The sequence below is a fragment of the Bdellovibrio bacteriovorus genome, from assembly GCF_002208115.1.
Classification (GTDB): Bacteria; Bdellovibrionota; Bdellovibrionia; order Bdellovibrionales; family Bdellovibrionaceae; genus Bdellovibrio; species Bdellovibrio bacteriovorus_C.
The window spans coordinates 258,467-277,164 of the sequence record NZ_CP020946.1; the positions used below are offsets into that span (position 1 = coordinate 258,467).

The window sequence follows — 18,698 nt, forward strand, 5'->3', positions numbered from 1 at the left end:
GGAGAGAGAGTTTTATGCGATCTAAATTGGCAACAGGTTCCCGTTATTTACTGGGTTTGATTTACTTTGTTTTTGGATTGAACGGCTTTTTGCAGTTCATTCCCGCACCACCAACAATGCCAGAAGGGGCGATGGCCTTTATGGGGGGGATGATGGCGGCGCCTTATTTTTTCCCGGTATTGAAAGGCACGGAAGTGATCTGTGGAGCTTTGCTGCTGAGTGGATTTGCGGTCCCGCTGGCTTTGGTGATTCTGGCGCCAATCACTTTGCAGATTTTCCTTTTCCATTCCTTCCTTACGCCGGGTCTTGAGAATGTCATCATGCCTGTGGTGATGATAGCCCTGCATGTACTGGCAGCCACTGGATACTGGAATCTTTATAAGCCATTGTTTAAAAGAGGCTGAGGTCGTGGCGGGCTTTTTCCCGTCAGGCGCAGCACTTCTTTGACAATGCTTTTGATCGGACTGGGTTTGCTTAAATGCTGCTGGAAACCGGATTCCAGCGCTTTGCGAATGTCTTCGGTGCTGGTATACGCCGACAGGGCAATTGCCGGCAGGTGACGGTTTCGCGGGCCTTCCCAGTCCCGCAATGCCCGAATCAGTTCATATCCGTCCATCTCAGGCATGCCAATATCTGAAATCAGAATATCAAACTGACCTTCTTTTAACTGAGCCAAGGCTTGTTTCGGTAAAGACGTGTCAGTCACCAGAGCCCCTTCCCGCTGCAGCAGGCGTTTGATCAGCACCAACGTGTCCTCTGAGTCGTCCACCAAAAACACCCGCAGCCCCGACAATGATCCTTTTGCATCTTCGTCGATGAATTGCAGCTTTTCGGTGTTTCCACTTAAGTTCATTGCCGGAGCCTGCGTGGCTTCCATCGAAACCAGCGGCAACTGGAACCTGAAGGTCGCACCCCGGTTTTTTCCACCACTGCTGACTTCGATGCTGCCGCCGTGAAGTTCGGTCATATGTTTTGCAATCGAAAGGCCCAATCCCAGTCCCATGCGCTTGCGATTCATGCCGGAATCCTCCTGCCAGAACTTTTCAAACATATAGGGAAGATTTTCCGGTTCAATGCCCTGACCTGAGTCCTTCACTGAAACACTGAATTGCGAGTCGTACTTTTGGCAATCCACGTGAATATGACCGCCATGAGGTGTGAACTTGATGGCGTTGGAAAGAAGATTCCACAGGATCTGGCGGAATCGATCCGGATCGACCACGGCAGGCGTTGCGGCTTCGCTGCAGGTGAATTGCAGTGAAATGCCCTTGGCATTGGCGGCGGTTTCAAGGGATTCCATCACGGATTGAATCAGCTCCTGTACAATCACTTTCTTCAGGCTTAATTTGGTCTTCCCGGTGGTGATGCGAGAAATTTCCAGCGTGTCGGAAACCAGGCGTATTTCGTGATTCAGATTTCGCTCAATGGCCTCCAGCGCATCGTGATATTCCCGTGACAGGGGATCTGAGCCTTTTAAAAGATCCAGGCCCCCTTTGATGATGTTCAGCGGGGTGCGCAGTTCATGGGACAGGGTCGCCAGAAAGTCATCTTTCTTTCTGTGGGCAGTGTGAAGCTGCTGAATCCGCTCTTCCAGCTCTTTGTGAAGGGCATTGCGGCTCATGGCGATGGAAAGAGTGTTCACCAGGGACTGGACGAAACGGACCTCCTCTTCGGAAAAGTGGCGGATGGACCTGTTCATCAGTAAAAGCAGGCCAAACTTCTGGTCTTTCTCAAGTCCCTGCACTGGAACAATCAGGCAGGAGTTAAAGCCCTCTTCCCGCAGGTCCCGGGTAGAAGATAGCTTCATCGCCAGATCTCCATCCAGCAAAAGTTTCGGCGTGCGCAGATTCCAAAAGCTGGACCGGGCGAATTCTTCTGACATTTTTTCTGAATCACGACGGATCATTTCGACAGCGGAAAGTTTCAGGCACTTCAGGGCGCTTTGCCTTAAGTGTTCGATCATCTGCTCGGGATAGGCCTCGGTCATGACAAATTTCGAGAAATCAAAAAGAATCTGCATCTGCTCGAACTGCTGTCGCATCAGCACTTCGGCGGATTTTCTTTCAATGGCGGCATAGATTCCGCGCACCATTGCTTCGGATGTCAGTTCCGACTTGCAAAGATAGTCCTGCGCACCTTCGTGCACTTTTTTGAGGGCGAATTCCCGGTCTTCCAAGGCAGACAGGATGATGATTGGGGCATCCGGCAAAATGGCCTGCATACGGGGCAGGGTTTCATCCAGGTCACTGTCCGGCAAACGCAGGTCCAGCAACACCAAGTCATATCTTTTGGTGTCTATCAGTTGAAGAGCGGTCTTTAGCATCGCGGCGCGATCCAGGGTGATTTCGGGAACGTCCTTCACACGGCGAATATAGCGCGAAATGATGAAGGCGTGTTCATCGTTGTCCTCCACCAGCAGAATATTCAGTGGCTTCAGGGGTGACATCACGGCTCCTTTTCGGCCTCGGGCTTGGAAATATTGCGATTCCAAACGCCCCAATAGGTGGCCATGCTTTCCACCATTTTCTTAAGATCATCGGCTTGCAATGGCTTTACCAGATAACTATTGGCGTGCAGATCGTAGGCTTTCATTTTGTCGACTTCTGCATCTGAAGTGGTCAGCACGATGATGGGAATTTTGCGAAGCCGCGCGTCGTCTTTCACCTCGGAAAGAACTTCGTGTCCGTCAAGGCGGGGTAATTTCAGATCCAGCAGGATGATGTCCGGCTTTTCCCGGTGCTCATAGGGGGTCAGGCCGCGCAGATACTGAAGTGCCTGCACGCCGTCGCTGACGCGGTCCACTTTGTGGACGAAGGATTCTTTCTTCAGGTTTCTCATGACAATCAGGGCGTGATCATCGTTGTCTTCCACCAGAAGAATTCTTAAAGGGTGTTTGGCATCATGACTTGGCTGCATCGAAGACTCCTCGCTCGGTGAAGAATTTTGGGAAGGCCAGCCAGAATGTGGCTCCTTCATTTTCCCGCGATTCCACCCAGGCGCGCCCACCGTGCAGTTGCATGATTCTTTGCACGATAGCCAGCCCCACGCCTGTTCCTTCTTTCGAGTTGTCCAGACGCTGAAACAGTCCAAATATTTTGCGATGATAGGCCGGGGCAATCCCCGGGCCGTTGTCCTTCACACCCACCAGCATTTCCGTGGGCGCATCCTTCGTCAGGATTTGGATTTGCGGATTGGGATTCTCGGTTCCGTATTTCAGGGCATTGGTGATCAGATTCTCCATCACCTGATACAGGCGGCGACGGTCGCCGATCACTTTCGGGAGTTCGACGGGAACCTGCACATCTATTTTGCGGTCGCTGAAGCGGTTTGAGAAGTTTTCCAGAATTTCATTCAGGATGTCATTCATACTGACGTCACTTAGGTTCAGTTCCATGCGGCCGGCTCGGCTTAATTGCAGCAGATCGTTGATAAGTTCCTGCATGCGCTTGTGGGCTTTTTCCAGACGGTCGATGGAATCAGCGACATCATCCATGTTGCCGCTTTTAATATCTTCTTTGATGAATTCAATGAATGAAGAACTGGTCACCAGGGGTGATTTCAAGTCATGGGAAACCGTGTATACGAATTGTTCCATCTCCTGATTCTTCTGCTGAAGCTCATCATAGGCGTGTTTCAGACGGGTTTCGATCGTCTTTCTTTCCGTGATGTCGACGATGGAAGCAATCGCATAGTTGCTGTTGTCGATAGTAATGTGGTTCAGTCCGATTTCCACCGGAATTTCTTTACCATCCTTGCAAAGTCCGCTGAGATCACGCCCCGCCCCCATCTGGCGTTTGGCCGGGTTTTGCATGAAGCTTTCGCGATGTTTGGGATGGTTGTGCCGCGACCCCATCGGTACCAGTCGTTCTATCGCCGAACCCTTGAGTTCGCCGGGATTGTATCCGAACATTTTTTCCATCTCTGCGTTGCACAGGACGATGAATCCGGCTTTGTTCACCATGACGATACCTGTGGGCAAAGACTCGATGATGGTTTTAAACCGGTTCTCATGCTCGAAGGCTACAGTTTCCACACATCCCCCTTTATTCCTAAGCACAATTTCAGTTTGTTTAGGCAAAAATGCGGACGCAATATGTTTAATCACAAGTGTGTTTTCACAGTGGATTTTTCTTTAGCACCACTTAGCGGTTCATTTTAGCAAAGCACGCGAATCAACTTTCTCTTTCGTTTAATTTCGCTACCTTCTGGCTGTGAAAGAATTTTCACCAACGCAGGATTCAAGGAGGATGATATGCGTTTCTCGAAGTTAATTCTGACTTTGTTTTTAGTCACAGCCACATCACTGACAGCAAAAGGCTTCGTGATGACAGATGCGCAATACGCGCCCTTGCACGATGACCCACAACCCCCGGGATGGTCCGCCTGGACAAGCGTTGGCGGGGTGGGCACTTCAGATCCCGCCAGTTGCTCCCGCAGCAACTTCCGCACGGATCTGTTCGTGCGTGGTACAGACAATGCTCTTTGGTATCGTCACTGGAACGGATCCAGTTGGGGTTCTTGGACGTCGCTGGGGGGTTTCCTGACGTCTTCACCCGCGGCGGCTTGCTGGGGCCCCAACCGCATTGATGTCTTCGTGCGTGGCGGAGACAACGCTCTTTGGCAGCGCACGTTCCGTCACGGAGTGTGGCAACCGTGGGTGTCGCTTGGTGGCTTTCTGACTTCGGGCCCAGCCGCGGCCACGTGGTCGGGGGGACGTCTTGATGTGTTCGTTCGCGGTGGTGACAACGCCCTCTGGCATAAGTGGTTCACTGGGGGAGCTTGGTCTGGATGGGAGTCGCTGGGAGGAGTGCTGACGTCAGATCCTGCTGCGGTCTCTTGGTCCAGCGGACGGATTGATGTGTTTGTGCGAGGAACAGACAACGCCCTTTGGCACATCTGGTATTGGGGAGGCTGGTCCGGATGGGAATCCCTGGGCGGAGTTTTAACTTCGTCACCGGGGGTTTCATCATGGGGTAATGGCCGTCTTGATGTGTATGTACGGGGAACTGACAATGCCCTCTGGCACAAGTGGTACAGCGGCGGCTGGTCCGCTTGGGAATCTTTAGGAGGCGTTTTAACCTCCGGGCCGGATGCCACATCATCTGCGCGAAATCGAACGCTGGTGTTTGTAAAAGGCACGGACAACGCGATTTGGTATCGATCGTGGAAACAGTAGAAATAAAAAGGCCGGGTTTTTAGACCCGGCTTTTTCTTTATTGTCCTGGCATCACATAGAGCAGATTTGCTCCCGGTCCCAGTGGCAGCTTCAGGCCGATCCACGCAAACAGCAACAACGACCAGAAGATCGTAAAGGCGATCGAGTACGGCAGCATCAGGGCGATCAAAGTTCCCAGGCGTGCTTTGGGCTCATACTTGTTCGCAAATGCCAGAATCAGCGGGAAGTACGGCATCAATGGCGAGATAATATTCACGACGGAATCCGCCACACGGTAAGAAGCTTGCGTTAGTTCCGGCGCAATTCCCAGCAGCATGAACATCGGCACAAACACCGGAGCCATCAGGGCCCATTTCGCTGAAGCACTTCCCAGGAACAGATCCACCACGCAAGTCAGAATGATGAAGCCAATCATCAGCGGGATGGCGCTTAAGTTCATATCCTTCAGAAGTTCAGAGCCCTTCACCGCCAGAATCAATCCAACGTTCGAGGAGTTGAACAAAGCAATAAACTGCGCGGCAAAGAAGACCATGACCAGATACGGAGCCATCGTTGCCATGGCGTCTTGCATGGCGCTGGTGACGTCAGTTTGGGATTTGAAGGTTTTTGCCGCAAAGCCATAGACCACACCAGTGGAGGCGGCAAGGAAGAACACCATCGGGATGATGCCCTTTAAAAACGGCGAATCCAACAAAGAGCCATTGGCAGGATTTCTTAAGAAGCCAGTTTCAGGGACTGTGCCCCACAAAACCAGCAGAGCGAAGATCGCAAACACAACGCCGGCCCACAGCAGACCCTTTCTTTCGTAGGCATTCAAAGACTCTGGAGCCGTGCGCTCGGCTGCACCTTTGTATTCACCCAAAAACGGCAGCGTGATCTTTTTGGCCACAAGAGTTCCCACACCAATGATGAGCACAGAGGAAACTGACATAAAGTACCAGTTTACCACCGGAGTGACGGTGTAAGCAGGATCGATGATTCGCGCGGCTTCCTGAGAAAGACCTGAAAGCACAGTGTCGGCCACACTCAGCATGAAGTTGGCTGCAAAACCCCCAGACACCCCGGCAAAACAAATTGCCAGACCAGCCAGAGGGTTCAGACCCGCACTATGAAAGGCCATCGCTGAAAGGGGAATCAACAGCACATAGCCGATGTCTCCGGCGGTGTGGGACATGATTCCGGCCAACAGCACCGCGGGCACCAGAAGCTGACGCGGGGACTTGATCACCAGCAGGCGCAGCAAAGCGCCCAGCAATCCACTTTTTTCTGTCAGACTGAAACCCAGCATCGCCACCAGCACCGTTCCTAGGGGAGCAAAGCCGGTGAAGTTTTTCAGCATGTCAGTCAGAACCATGTGCAGGCCCGATACGGAAAGAAGGTTCACCGCAGTGATGCTTTCTTTTTTGACCGGATGAATGGCCTCAACGCCCGAACCACTGATGACCGCCGACAGCAGAACCACCAGAATTGTTAATAACAGGAACATCAAAGCCGGTTGTGGCAGGGCGTTCCCCGCGCGTTCGACCTTTAGCAGAAAGCGATACAACGGTCCGGACTCTACAGTATTATCAGTACTCGACATGTGAAAATTTCCCCCTCAGGCGAATATCTTTTAATATTTGTAAGTACTTGTCACATATTAAAGACAAAGTAAGATGAGTTATGAGCGAAGTATTTTCAGAGAAGGTTCTTAAACTGATCAAAAAGATCCCGGCAGGGAAAGTGGCCACCTATGGCCAGATTGCGGCCTTGGCGGGAAAGCCTCAGGGATCCCGTGCTGTGGCGTGGTTGCTGCACTCGTGTTCGGAAAGTCATGATCTGCCCTGGCAGCGGGTGTTGAACTCGAAAGGAAAGATTTCATTTCCGCCGGGGACGAAGTCCTATCGGCAGCAGAAAAAGCTTTTGGTTTCCGAGGGCGTGCGCTTCGGCGAGGGTGACGTGATCGAGATGTCGCTTTTTCAGTGGAAGAAAAAACCGGTATCTGCGAAAGTTTCTGCCAAGAAGCCACGGATGTTTTCGTAATAAGTTATTTCGGAGTGTCCTATTTCGGAGTGTCCTCGCAAAATCCGCTCTGGTAGCGGGTTTTCAGTTTGTTTGTTTGCGCCTCTTTGGTCTTAATTAGGTCTGGAAACTGGGCTAAGGGTCTTTTCAGTTACAGCGCTGTTAACTAAGACTCAGGCAATGACAAAATACACAAACTTAAAAAGTGTCTTAAAGTCCTCGAATGAAAGTAAATTTCCCATTCGGTTTTTGCTGGTCTTGGCGGGTTTTTCCCTCGTGGTAGGATGTGCTGGTGCCTCTGGAGATGGGGAATGGGCTTCTGGAAATCCCGACAGCGCTCAAGGAGGCGTAACACCAGAGCCGGAAGTCCCAGAAGTCACGACACCACCATTGGCGGGGTTGTATTTTTCTTTCAAACCCGGCACCCAGACGCTGGCCTATGGCTTGGGTAAAACCTGGGATGGCTGTGACAAAGAAGCGATCGTTCGTGGCGGTTATGACAGCGACACGAAATGTGGTAACGGCACGGTGTTGCCTGCGTATGCTGAACATTTGAATAAACACTTTTTTGGCTGCGTGGAAAAAGGTTCTTTGGCGGCGGGGTATTCTCAACCGGACCGGGTGTTCATCCGTCACTGGGGAACTTATGTGAATCGCAACGCAAGAAATTCAAGCAGTCTCAGCATGCATGCCTATGCCCGTGCGATTGATATCGTGAAGTTTATTATTTATGACCGCACCGGCAAAGCAACCTCTGTCAGCACTCATGTGCGGGACTTTAAAGGGACGACGGCAAAGTTTTATAATGCTTTCCGCCAGTGCTGGAAGGACACGATGCCGTCGAAGTGTCGACCGGGGCAGCGGGAATACAGCGGCTCGATTGGTATTCCTGGGTCAGAACTGGGCGGGAACAGTTTGCACAACGACCATATTCATCTCTCATTTCCATTCTGTGCGGGGTAACTTATGAAAAAAATGATTTATACTTGGATGACTTTAATGGGGATCTCTTTGACGGCTATGGCGGCCACCGATGTGGTGGGCGAAAAGACTGTGGATCTAAAAGGGGGCGGCCAGGCCATGGTCACGACTCGCAAAGTCGGCGACAAGCTGGGTAAACCCTATACCATGGAGCTTCGCGTGAACTGCCAGGGCGGACGTATCGCATGGCAGGAGCTTCCGGTGAAGGATCAGGAGTCCGTCTGTGACGTGAAACCCCAATCGGCGAAACTGTCTGAAGATGGTAAAAACATCGTGGTTTTGATTCGGGAGACAGATGCTGATGAATTCAACCGTCTTTCCAAGCAGACTCCGGCGGGAATCCTGGGCGAAGTGGAGCCGCAGTGTAAAAAAGAAGCGGCCGAGTTCAAGTTCCCGGTGGAAAGTTATTGTTTGCGCTAGTTCCAGTCGAATCTGCCCCGAAGCTGTGATAGTTTGGGGGCATGAGTTCAACTTGTTGTGTATGCCAAAAGCCCAAAGCCACGCTTCAGTGTGGCTGTTGCAAAGAAGCGGTCTGTAAGAACTGTGCGCAGTTTCTGGAAGAGGGCCGCTTTTCCTTTATGACCAAGGTTCCGGAAATGCTTTCTCATGGAGCTTACTGCACCCCTTGTTTTGATTTCAAAGTGATGCCTGAAGTGGATGCCTACGATGCGGATGTAAAGGCCGCGCGTAACATCGCGGTCTTTTTCAAGGATCAATCCAAAGAGACTCGTCTGATGAAACGCACTGAAAAGCCGTTTAAGATTGTGGACTGCGAGGATCGTGACGAGACTTTGCTGCGACTGGCGTATTTTGCGGTTCAGGCGAAGTTTAATGCGATCATCGATGTGGAAATCACCTCCAGGAAAGTTCGCAATGGCGCTTATCAGACTCATCTTTGGAGTGGTACGGCCATTCCCACGAACTATACGGCCCGCCGTTAGGAAATGCATAGCCCCGTCCTGGTTTGAACGGGGCCCTTGCCCGGAACGCTCCATCACAACGTGCTCTATTGAACTGTAATCCACACATTGGCTTTGCCATAACTTCGCACCAGACGGTTGAAGACGTATCCGTTGTCCGGGTGCATGCGTATGCAACCGTGCGAAGCGCGCGTTCCTAGCTTAGACCAGTTGCCCTGAGGGGTGCCATGCAGGGCAAATCCTCCGGTGATAAAGACGGCATAAGGCATGTTACCTAGCCCCTTATAATCGCCACCGGGAAACTTGCTGGAGCTGTAGCGGTCATAAATGCGACCATTGGGATGTCTGTCAAAGTTGGGCGTTCCATAGCCGGCCATGCCGGTGGATACCAGCCATGATCCTCGCAGTGAACCGTTCACATACAAGTACATTCGCTGACTGGATTTCACCACCTGTGCCCAGACCGCACAGGTATTGCGAGTGCAGCCACCAAAGATGTTGACCAGTTCATCAAGATAAGTTTCTGGAAGGTGAGCCGATTGTCCGGTTTCTTCTTCATAAATTTTATCGAATTGTTCCAGCACTTGTTCGATGTTTGGGTCAAAGGGGTTGATCTCATCGATCACTGTGGGACTGCGTTTTTGCATTGTTTCGGTGGGCTCTGCCTGGGCAGTATTCACTGTCAAAAACAGCAGAGCAGCGATGGCTCCTGTTATTTGTTGTAGAGTTCTCATGCCACACCTCATTGGTTAGAGAGTTGGGATTTGTCCTCATTGTACTTTGTGGGGGCAAAAAATTGGTAATTTCCGTACAAGCATGGACGGATGACAGAGATATTTTCAGAGGGACAGACAGACGAAGGGAACCTTCATGCAAGTTCAGAAAGAGAACGACACAGAGGTCTGGTGTGAAGGATGGGGACAGAATGTGAGCATGTTGAATCTCTTCAACATGCTCATTAGCAGCCGGCTAGGACTTAAATGGCAAAGCGCCCAGGAAGTCTTTTTTACCAATCTCGACGCCATTGTGACGAAGGATGGAATAAGCTGTGGTGACATGGAAATAGATGTTCGGAATCGCGTGATGCAAAACATAATCTTCGCCAGTCAGATATTTTCCTTCCCAGCGCGGTTGGCTGATGTGCTTTTTATCTGCACCCTCAAAGTCCTTGGCGGAGACGGACTCAAGGAAGGCAATCGTGCTTTCAATGCGCGTCTTTAGTTCCGGCAAAGTTTTTTCCGTGTCGGGGTGGGAAGGCGCTTCTTTGCCTGTCAGGCGAGCCACACCCAGTTTCGCCGTGTCACAGGCGATCTGAATCTGACGAGTCAGCGGAAACTGATCCGGCGCCAGACGGGAGTTCAGCAGAACCTCGACGTCAAACTTTTTTGTCTCGGCCAGGTGGGCGCCTTTGTCCAGAATGGCAGAAAGATTTTTAAGGGTTTTGATAAAAGGGGGAACAGTCATTTCGTAAAGCATGGAAACCTCCGGTGAACAGTGCAGAAGAATTAGAGCAGAGGCTTTTCCCAGTGACAAGTTTCCTGTGCAGGTTAGACTCAAGTTTGAAACGGGAGTCAGGCGTTTGGATTTAAAGCAGTACCAGGAGCGTAAAACACAGCAGCAGAGCGGTCCTGCCATGAGACCCCTGTGTTATTCCTGTCTGCAGCCCGGAAAAGCCTGCTATTGCCATGCCATTCAAAGATTTGATCCTGGAATCAGCTTTGTCCTGTTGATTCATCCCATTGAAGTGCGCCGGCGTATTGCCACCGGGCGTATGACGTCGCTATGTCTGGATAATTCTCATCTTATTTCGGGTCAGGACTTCAGTGAAAATTCACAGGTGAATGCGCTGATCAAGGATCCGGCAAATCACTGTGTGATTTTGTATCCGGGGCCGGATTCCAGTGACCTGTCGGTGATGAATCAGACGGCGCGCAACAGCCTGGTGCCGGATGGAAAAAGGCTGACGGTGTTTGTGATTGATGGCACCTGGGCCACGGCAAAAAAGATGATGCGTGAAAGCCGCAACCTGCACGCGCTTCCCAAGATCTGTTTTTCCCCTGATAAGCCCTCGGGCTTTCGCGTGCGCAAGCAGCCCAAGGAATTGTGTTATTCCACCATCGAGGCCGTTCATCAGACGATTGATCTTTTAGGTGGGGCGTTGGGTTTGGATCTGACCCGACGACGTCCGCATGACAACCTGCTGGACGTCTTTGATCTGATGGTGGAGCGTCAGTTGCTTCACCTGCGCCATGCGGAAGAAATTCACGGGCCTTTCAATTCACGTGATCTCAAGGCCCGTCACAGTCGTTAGTGAGTCACTTGCTTGGAAGCCAGGTACTCTTCGTAAGTGATGTGATTGTCGTAAACCACACCCTGATCGATTTCGATAATTCTGTTGGCCACGGTTTGAATCAGCTCATGGTCATGGGAGGTGAAGATCACTGTTCCCTTGAAACGGCTCAAGCCTTCATTGACCGCCGTGATGCTTTCCAGATCCAGGTGATTCGTGGGTCCATCCAGAATCAGAATGTTCGCACCTGACAGCATCAGTTTAGAGAACATGCAGCGAACCTTTTCGCCCCCGGAAAGAACTTTCGGCTGTTTCAGTGCATCTGTGCCGCCGAAAAGCATTTTCCCAAGAAATCCGCGCAGGAAGGTTTCGTCTTTTTCCGTGGAGTACGGGCGCAACCAGTCCACCAGGGTTTCCTCATCACCATTGAAATAGCGGGAGTTGTCTGTCGGGAAGTAGCCGACGGAGGTTGTGATACCCCAGTTGTAAGTTCCGGAATCCGCCTGCATTTCACCGGCGATGATTTCCAAAAGCAGGGTCTTTGCCAGGTCATTGCGGCCCAGAAGTGCGACCTTGTCGCCTTTTTTTAAAGTGAAGCTGAGGTTTTTAAGCAGCGTTTCGCCTTCCCATGTTTTGGTCAGCTTATCCACGACCAGAACGTCGTTCCCCAGTTCGCGCTTGATATCAAAACCGATAAACGGTTTTTTACGGGAAGAAGCCGGCAGATCGACGAACTCGAGCTTTTCCAGTTGTTTCTGACGGGAGGAAGCCTGACGGGATTTCGAGGCGTTGGCGCTGAAACGGGCGATGAAGGCTTTCAGCTCTTCAGCCTTGTCAGAGCTTTTTTTGTTCTGATCTTCGCGCAGGCGCTGATTCAGCTCGCTGGCTTGTCTCCAGAAGTCATAGTTACCGGTATAGGTGGTCACTTTGCCAAAGTCGATATCGGCAATGTGAGAGCAGACTTTGTTCAGGAAATGACGATCGTGCGAAATAACGATGACGGTGTTTTCAAAGTTCAGCAGGAACTCTTCCAGCCACTGGATCGCATAGATGTCCAGGTGATTCGTCGGCTCATCCAGCAAAAGAATGTCCGGGCGCCCAAACAGAGCCTGCGCCAGAAGGACCTTTACTTTTTCGCCGCCATTAAGCTCCTTCATCAGCTTGCCGTGCATCTCTTCCGGAATCGCCAGGCCGGCCAGCATCACGGCCGCTTCGGATTCAGCCTCCCAGCCGTTAAGTTCTGCGAACTCAGTCTCAAGTTCGGAAGCGCGCACGCCGTCAGCCTCAGAAAAATCCGGTTTTGCATAAAGAGCGTCTTTTTCTTCCATCACCTTGTACAGGCGCTCGTTCCCCATAAGAACGGTTTTAAGCACCGGGTATTCATCATAGGCATAGTGATCCTGTTTCAGGATTGAAAGGCGCTGATCCGCACCGATGATCACTTCGCCGGTGTTGGGTTCGATTTCTTTGGAAAGGATTTTCAGGAATGTCGATTTTCCAGCCCCGTTGGCGCCAATCAGGCCATAGCAGTTGCCGGGGGTGAATTTGACGTTCACTTCTTCGAAGAGTTTTTTGCCGCCAAAACGCAGACTTACATTATTCGTGCTGATCATCGGAAGGGTCCTTTTGAAAGCTGTTTTTTTACGTGTTTCAGGCGGGAAACGCAACCCTTTCCGGGGCCGAAGCCCGCCCTTGGAAAAATCTCCCGGTGAAAAAGGCTGGCCGTGTGCTCTGGGCTTGAAAATAGGGGGGCTTGGCGGCTTAATAAATGAATTATGTTTGTAGGAGGACTTATGAAGTTTGCAGCATTGTTGGCCCTGTTTATCAGTCCCTTGGCTTTGGCCGCCGAGACCGAAGTGAAAGAGTTTGATGCGAAAACCATTCACAGTTTCGATATCGAGAACCTGAACGGAAATATCAAAATTGAGGGGGGTCACGAGGAGAAGATCGTGATCACGGCTGAAAAGACCGATTTCACCAAATCCTGCCGTCTGGAAATCAAACAAAAAGGCGCGGACCTGGATGTGAAAGTTTCCCGCAAAGGCGTATTCAAAAAGTCGGACTGCACCACCCATTTCACCGTCCTTTTGCCAAAAGTGATTGAGCTGGAATTGAAATCGGGCTCGGGCAATATCGCCATCACCGGCACTAAAGGGGATATCGATTTTAAAATCGGCAACGGCCAGGTGACGATTGATGCCGACGTTCACGAACTGGATGGTTCAGCGGGGAATGCGGATATCAATGTGAAGTCCCTGACCGGTAAAACCGAGCTGAAAATGGGCTCAGGCACGGTGAAGGCCGCTTATGCCGCTTTGCCTGCCACGGGTGAGTTTGAAATCAAATCCGGCAGCGGGAATGTGGAGCTGACTTTGCCAGCCGATGCCAAGATTCAGACAAGCTTCATCTCTGTTGGCGGAAAAATGACCAACGAAGTGGGCGACACGCCGAATGCGGGATTCAAAGTGAAACTGAAATCGGGCGCCGCCAACCTGCATATCAAGAAGGCGCTTTAATCAGCCATGGCCAAAAGAGCACCCGTCGTTATCGAGGTTTTAAACAAAGTCACAGCCGCATCCGTGGAAAAACACACGGGCAAAAACTGGGATCAGTGGATCAAAATTCTGAATGAGCAAGGTGCAAAAAATCTTTCCCACAAAGAGATTGTGGCTTTGCTGGGAAAGAGGACTTTCAAGATGAAAGAGTGGTGGCGCCAGATTGTGACTTCGGGTTACGAGGTTCATATTGGCCGCCGTCAGGAAGGCCGCAATCAAAAAGGTGAACTGTCGGCCACGGTCAGCCGAACTTTCTATATCAGTGCCGACAAACTTTGGAAGCTTCTGGAATCCGCCGAAGGCCAGGCCGTCTGGTTAAAGCCATTGTCGTACTTCAAGTTCAAGGCCAAGAATGTTTTTGAAACCGAAGACGGCTATTTTGGGGAAATCCGCACGATGAAAGAGGGTGAACGCCTGCGCATGAGCTGGCAGGATCCCGAGTGGCACAAGCCCACGATTGTGCAGGTCTATGTGATGGGCCGGGAAGAGAACAAATCCATGCTGGCCTTCATGCATGACGGCATCAAAGACACCCGTTCCAAAGCGGCAATTCGAGAGCGCTGGAATGAAGCCGTCAACGCCCTGTCAGAGATGACGCCCGCGGCCCCAGTCAGAAAAAAGAAATCCTAACGAACAGTCACGTTCGTGCGATCCGTAATATATTTCAGCAGTGTTTCACGGCTGATGCCGCGTTCTTTCAACGGGCCCTGGGTGCTGATGTGCCCGGTTTCTTTGATCCAGCTTTTCACGGTTGAAAGTGTCGATTTGGAAGTCGGAACAAATCCCGCCGCCAAATCCAGGCAGATCCCCCGGGCCGCGCCGGCCTTGGGTGAATAGTCGTGGGATACAAAGATCCCGTTGTAGCGCCATTTGTTGTCGCGATCGATGTCAGGATAGACTTTACGGTTTAATTGCGCCCACACATCGCAGTACTCGGCATTGTTCATGTCCGAGCGCAACTGATAAGCAAAAGTCTGCACGGAATCCAGAATCCAGTCCGTCAATTCCGGCTGCAGGGCCGTTGCTAATTCGGAGCGGAGCTTTGTAAATTTCAAGGTACTGACACGAAGTTTTGGATCGAACAGGGCCTGGGGCACCAAGTCCGGATAGCGGGATCCGTTTTGTTTCGCCCAGATTTGCGTCGCTTCATAGTTCACGCAGGAATCAAAGAATGACACCGGCATATGACCCAGCAAAGTCTGATAGAAAGGCTGACGGCACGCTTTCAGAACGCGCTCTTTGTCGGTGTTGGTCAGGCCGTCGTCGCGGTCGATCTCTTTTTGGAATTTTTTTGAAACGCCGGTGTCACCGCAGTTTTTACTGGAGGTGTATTCCTGTCCGTCGTGCACCAGATACTTGATCAGGTTGTACTTTTCTGCGGATTTTTTCTTCAGCAGATTCGGACTAAAGCGGTAGGCCGTCACGCTTTCGGCGAAATCTTCAAAAGGGTTCGATTCGCCATAGCGGGAAACGAAAGGGTGACCCTGCAGGGCTTTTTTCTTTTCAACTTCAAAGCCGCCGGCTTTGGATTCTTTCCAGTTGCTCAGTTCCAGCCATGTCACGGAACGATCATAGTCTGAAAACTGATTGTCCGAATGGTTGTGGGCGATTTCGTGATAAAGCGTGTACTGACGCATGATCGAGGACTGTTCAGACCAGGAATCGAAAAGTTCGATTGAGGCATTGGCCAGAACTTTCCCGCCGTCATTGCCGTAAGAGGCCCGGGTGTAGCCGCGTTTGAACTTGATCAGTTGTTTGTTGAATCCAAATGGCAGTTGGTCCGGTTTCACCAGTTCGAAAGTGCGAATGACATCGGCGATCTCGCCAGCGGTGAAAAGGGAGGCGCTGGTAAATGAATAAGGCGAGGTGTTCACATCGAACCTGTCCATCAGGTAAAGCATCTGCGGACCAACATCTGCGCCGAAAATCTTTTGAGCCGCGCAAAGAGCCTTGTCACAGCCGGGCCCGATTTTAAACTCTTTCTGAAAGTCCTTGATCACTTTTTCCGGAGACGCGCTTTCGCGTCCCAAAGTCAGCAGACGGCTGAAGGCCAGAACCAGATGGGGGCGTTCATTGTTCAGGACAACCCCCGCGACCTCGTGGGTGCCGGCTTCATAGCCGTCTTCGACGGGAAGATTTTTATAGTAGCGCTGAATTTCTTCGGTGGTGACGGGCAGCTTTAAACGGCACACAGCGGACTTGACCTGGCGTTCGTTGGCGGCCCACCAGTCAAGTTCTTCAGCGGCTGGCGTTCGTTTGTGGGGAGGAAGAGGCACGACCTTGTCTGTCAGGAGTGAACTTTCATTCACCGGTGTTTTGGTCAGATGAGTGCATGCGGAAAGTACAAAAACGGCTGCCAAAATCAGGCGGGATAAAAACAAGCGTAACTCCTCAGAAGTAGATCCAATATTGTCTTTTCGGAGAAGGTCCGAAGGGCTTAACAGCGCCCTTCAGAAATCTCAAATTAACACAGGACTTTCAGAGAGGAATTCGCGATTAGAAACTTTCGAAGGTGCCTTTTTCGCGATTCTTGCGAACCTGAGGCACATTGAACACCTGGTTGTGGAAGGAAATGTAGAATCCCGGTTGCAGAAGTTTAGCTGACAGCAGGGCTTCGGTGACATTCTGAGCGGCATCGCTGTCGTCAAAACCCATTGGGATCATGGCGCCAGTGAAGACCACAGGAACTTTCGGTGTGCCGATTTCTTTAAAGCAGTGTTCGGCAGAAACGTGCATGGTGTCGGTTCCATGCAGAACGACGATCGGGCTTCCACGCTGCATTTGATCTTTGACCGTGGCAGAAATCAGGGCGCGGTCCTCATCTGTCATGTACAGGGAGTCTTTGCTCAGCAGGGGATACACCATGATATTGGTGTACGGCAGACGCATCTTGGAAAGAATGCGGTTTTTAATGCTGGTGCCTCTGTTTTCCAGAGATCCATCGAACTCATTATAAGTTTTTTCGATGGTGCCACCGGTGGTGATAATGATGACGTCTTGAATAGCTGTGCCCATGGTCCGAGATCCTATGTCAACTTTCGGAGGCTGGCAAGAAAAGCAAGAAAGCGGATGCTCGCGGAAAAGGCCCTGTGTTAGCATCTGAGTGCAAGCGAGGTGGATTATGGAAGCACGACTGACGATGATCACGCTGGGCGTTCAAAACCTGGCAGTATCCCGCGAATTCTATGAAAAGGGACTGAAGTGGCCCGTTTCATCAGCAAGCAATGAAAACGTGGTCTTCCTGCGCACCGGCGGAGTGGTTTTGGCACTGTTTCCTTCCGAGGAGCTGGCAAAAGACGCCGGTGTCGATCCGCAGGGCAGTGGCTTTCGGGATTTCACCATCGCGCACAATGTGAACAGCAAAGAGGAAGTGGCCAGAGTGCTGGCACAGGCTGAAAAAGCCGGAGGCCGCATAATTAAACCTGCCCAGGATGTGTTCTGGGGAGGTCATAGTGGATACTTTGAAGATCCGGATCGTTTCCTGTGGGAAGTGGCGTGGAATCCTATGGCGCCACTGAACGAAAAAGGCGAGATGCAACTGCCTTAGTTCGCCTGCTGTCCTACCAGATATTGATAATGTCGTATTCGCGAATCTGAGGGCCGTTTTCGACAACGGCCACGCCGCCGACCTTCTGATCCAGAAGTGCTTCGCCCAAAGGGCTGTTCGGTGTGACCACCTGAATGTTCTTTCCTTCAAACTGCACATTGACGCCGCCGCCTTTGGCAAGAATGAAGAAGAAGCTGGTTTTGCCGTTATGCTCAACTTCGATGACCGCCGAAGACGAAATGCCGTCGTTGGGTCCGAAGTCACGCACCGACAGGTGTTTTAGCAGCAACAAAACCTCTTCAATGTCGGCAATGCGCTTGGCTTGTCCACGCGCCAGATAAGAAGCCTCAAGGCCACGGGTGTCGTATTCGTTTTCAGCTTTGCTTTCTTCATTGGTGGCCGCATCGATAGTAGCTTTAACAGCCTCTTTAAGAGCAGTCATGTCCGCGACAAGTTGTGTGCGAATGGCTTCAATCAGTTTCTTTTTATCCAAGGGACACCTCTGTCGTCAGTATCGTCTTTTGTGTGGACACAGGCAATCGATAAAATAGAAGAGGGCTTGACGGGGAATCAAGCCCTCTGAGGGAAGGAAGAAGGATTAGTGGGACGAAGATGCGGACTTGTTGTCTTCGGCTGCGGAGCTTTTGGCTGCTAACAGCTTGTCGAAGAAACCCCCTTTTTGAGTTTGAATTTCAATTCTTTGGGCTTTCGCCACCGGAGCTTTCGGCAGATAAATGCTGAGAACTCCGTCTTCGTGATGGGCTTCAATTTTTGCGCCATCGACGGTGTCGGGAACGGTGAAGCTGCGACTGAAAGTGCTTAACACTTTTTCATCACGCTTTCGTTCGCCTGAGATGGTCAGAAGATTTCCGTTCATCTCGATTTGAATGTTTTCTTTTTTGAATCCAGGCAGATCAACACTCAGTAAGTAATGATCTTCGGATTCGGCCACTTCACATGTGGGTTTAAATAGACGCTCCTGATTCTCGGTGAAGGGGACCGCTGCAAGATTTTCAAACATACGATCCATCTCTTCAAAGATATTGGATGTCATTCTGCGAGTGGGCCAATAAGGTGTAATCAGTCTCATTATAAACCTCCTTTGCAGGTTTCGTTCTTACACTCTAACGATGTGGTGGCTTGTGCGACTGTCAAGTTCGGGGGATCAAAAATTTTTGCGCCAACCACAACCAAAGCTGTCAGATAAAGTGCAATCAGAAGTTCTTTA

21 protein-coding genes are annotated in these 18,698 nt (G+C 51.1%); 10 read left to right on the forward strand and 11 right to left on the reverse strand.

Annotated features, from left to right (window positions below; genetic code table 11):
* The first annotated feature begins 14 nt into the window (after positions 1–14).
* The gene (locus tag B9G79_RS01325; RefSeq protein ID WP_088563948.1) at positions 15–404 is read left to right on the forward strand and encodes an acyltransferase; all 390 of its coding nucleotides are present in this window, start codon (positions 15–17) and stop codon (positions 402–404) included.
* On the opposite strand, the gene B9G79_RS01330 is transcribed toward B9G79_RS01325, so the two are convergent.
* Genes B9G79_RS01330 through B9G79_RS01340 form a run of 3 tightly spaced genes read right to left on the reverse strand, consistent with a single transcriptional unit; the run spans position 377 to position 4,033 of the window.
* A complete protein-coding gene (locus tag B9G79_RS01330) occupies positions 377–2,446 on the reverse strand; it encodes a hybrid sensor histidine kinase/response regulator (RefSeq protein ID WP_088563949.1) in 2,070 nt (689 codons plus the stop codon). The two genes, B9G79_RS01325 and B9G79_RS01330, sit on opposite strands and share 28 nt — an antisense overlap.
* Positions 2,446–2,916, reverse strand: a complete 471-nt coding sequence (locus B9G79_RS01335) for a response regulator (protein ID WP_088563950.1) — start codon at positions 2,914–2,916, stop codon at positions 2,446–2,448. Before B9G79_RS01335 ends, B9G79_RS01330 begins: the two co-directional genes overlap by 1 nt.
* Complete coding sequence (locus B9G79_RS01340) at positions 2,900–4,033, reverse strand: sensor histidine kinase (protein ID WP_088563951.1); 1,134 nt, start codon at positions 4,031–4,033, stop codon at positions 2,900–2,902. Before B9G79_RS01340 ends, B9G79_RS01335 begins: the two co-directional genes overlap by 17 nt.
* Positions 4,034–4,252: 219 nt before the next feature.
* On the opposite strand from B9G79_RS01340, the gene B9G79_RS01345 reads away from it, so the two are divergent.
* Positions 4,253–5,176 (forward strand): hypothetical protein, encoded by a 924-nt coding sequence (locus B9G79_RS01345; RefSeq protein ID WP_088563952.1) that lies wholly within the window; start codon positions 4,253–4,255, stop codon positions 5,174–5,176.
* A gap of 37 nt (positions 5,177–5,213) precedes the next feature.
* Here B9G79_RS01345 and B9G79_RS01350 read toward each other — a convergent pair whose 3' ends face one another.
* Complete coding sequence (locus tag B9G79_RS01350; protein WP_088563953.1) at positions 5,214–6,758, reverse strand: AbgT family transporter; 1,545 nt, start codon at positions 6,756–6,758, stop codon at positions 5,214–5,216.
* A gap of 80 nt (positions 6,759–6,838) precedes the next feature.
* On the opposite strand from B9G79_RS01350, the gene B9G79_RS01355 reads away from it, so the two are divergent.
* From B9G79_RS01355 to B9G79_RS01370, 4 genes are all read left to right on the forward strand, one after another.
* Entirely contained in the window at positions 6,839–7,198 is a 360-nt protein-coding gene (locus B9G79_RS01355; RefSeq protein ID WP_088563954.1) for an MGMT family protein, read from the forward strand.
* Positions 7,199–7,453: 255 nt separating this feature from the next.
* Positions 7,454–8,140, forward strand: a complete 687-nt coding sequence (locus B9G79_RS01360; RefSeq protein ID WP_232468969.1) for a hypothetical protein — start codon at positions 7,454–7,456, stop codon at positions 8,138–8,140.
* A gap of 3 nt (positions 8,141–8,143) precedes the next feature.
* Positions 8,144–8,578 (forward strand): hypothetical protein, encoded by a 435-nt coding sequence (locus B9G79_RS01365; protein ID WP_088563956.1) that lies wholly within the window; start codon positions 8,144–8,146, stop codon positions 8,576–8,578.
* A gap of 41 nt (positions 8,579–8,619) precedes the next feature.
* Complete coding sequence (locus tag B9G79_RS01370; RefSeq protein WP_088563957.1) at positions 8,620–9,099, forward strand: hypothetical protein; 480 nt, start codon at positions 8,620–8,622, stop codon at positions 9,097–9,099.
* A gap of 65 nt (positions 9,100–9,164) precedes the next feature.
* Here the strand turns inward: B9G79_RS01370 and B9G79_RS01375 are convergent, their stop codons facing one another.
* Positions 9,165–9,812, reverse strand: a complete 648-nt coding sequence (locus tag B9G79_RS01375) for a L,D-transpeptidase (RefSeq protein ID WP_232468970.1) — start codon at positions 9,810–9,812, stop codon at positions 9,165–9,167.
* Positions 9,813–10,047: 235 nt separating this feature from the next.
* On the reverse strand, positions 10,048–10,554 hold the full coding sequence (locus B9G79_RS01380) for a DUF1993 domain-containing protein (RefSeq protein WP_088563958.1): 507 nt from the start codon (positions 10,552–10,554) through the stop codon (positions 10,048–10,050).
* Positions 10,555–10,711: 157 nt separating this feature from the next.
* On the opposite strand from B9G79_RS01380, the gene B9G79_RS01385 reads away from it, so the two are divergent.
* The gene (locus B9G79_RS01385; protein ID WP_232468971.1) at positions 10,712–11,389 is read left to right on the forward strand and encodes a tRNA-uridine aminocarboxypropyltransferase; all 678 of its coding nucleotides are present in this window, start codon (positions 10,712–10,714) and stop codon (positions 11,387–11,389) included.
* Here B9G79_RS01385 and B9G79_RS01390 read toward each other — a convergent pair.
* Positions 11,386–12,981 carry an ABC-F family ATP-binding cassette domain-containing protein gene (locus tag B9G79_RS01390; RefSeq protein WP_088563959.1) on the reverse strand — a complete coding sequence of 532 codons (1,596 nt, stop codon included), beginning with the start codon at positions 12,979–12,981 and terminating at the stop codon, positions 11,386–11,388. The genes B9G79_RS01385 and B9G79_RS01390 overlap by 4 nt on opposite strands.
* Positions 12,982–13,161: 180 nt before the next feature.
* On the opposite strand from B9G79_RS01390, the gene B9G79_RS01395 reads away from it, so the two are divergent.
* Entirely contained in the window at positions 13,162–13,884 is a 723-nt protein-coding gene (locus B9G79_RS01395) for a DUF4097 family beta strand repeat-containing protein (protein ID WP_232468972.1), read from the forward strand.
* A 6-nt stretch (positions 13,885–13,890) separates the two neighbouring features.
* Complete coding sequence (locus B9G79_RS01400) at positions 13,891–14,553, forward strand: hypothetical protein (protein WP_088563961.1); 663 nt, start codon at positions 13,891–13,893, stop codon at positions 14,551–14,553.
* Here B9G79_RS01400 and B9G79_RS01405 read toward each other — a convergent pair.
* Entirely contained in the window at positions 14,550–16,304 is a 1,755-nt protein-coding gene (locus tag B9G79_RS01405) for a hypothetical protein (protein ID WP_088563962.1), read from the reverse strand. The two genes, B9G79_RS01400 and B9G79_RS01405, sit on opposite strands and share 4 nt — an antisense overlap.
* A gap of 115 nt (positions 16,305–16,419) precedes the next feature.
* Positions 16,420–16,938 (reverse strand): asparaginase domain-containing protein, encoded by a 519-nt coding sequence (locus tag B9G79_RS01410; RefSeq protein ID WP_011165953.1) that lies wholly within the window; start codon positions 16,936–16,938, stop codon positions 16,420–16,422.
* 106 nt (positions 16,939–17,044) lie between these two features.
* Between B9G79_RS01410 and B9G79_RS01415 the strand changes: the two genes are divergently transcribed.
* A complete protein-coding gene (locus B9G79_RS01415) occupies positions 17,045–17,470 on the forward strand; it encodes a VOC family protein (protein WP_088563963.1) in 426 nt (141 codons plus the stop codon).
* Between the two features lie 13 nt (positions 17,471–17,483).
* On the opposite strand, the gene B9G79_RS01420 is transcribed toward B9G79_RS01415, so the two are convergent.
* Positions 17,484–17,963: a hypothetical protein gene (locus B9G79_RS01420; protein WP_088563964.1), complete on the reverse strand. Its 480-nt coding sequence runs from the start codon at positions 17,961–17,963 to the stop codon at positions 17,484–17,486.
* A gap of 105 nt (positions 17,964–18,068) precedes the next feature.
* Complete coding sequence (locus tag B9G79_RS01425) at positions 18,069–18,560, reverse strand: Hsp20/alpha crystallin family protein (RefSeq protein WP_088563965.1); 492 nt, start codon at positions 18,558–18,560, stop codon at positions 18,069–18,071.
* Positions 18,561–18,698: the final 138 nt, after the last annotated feature.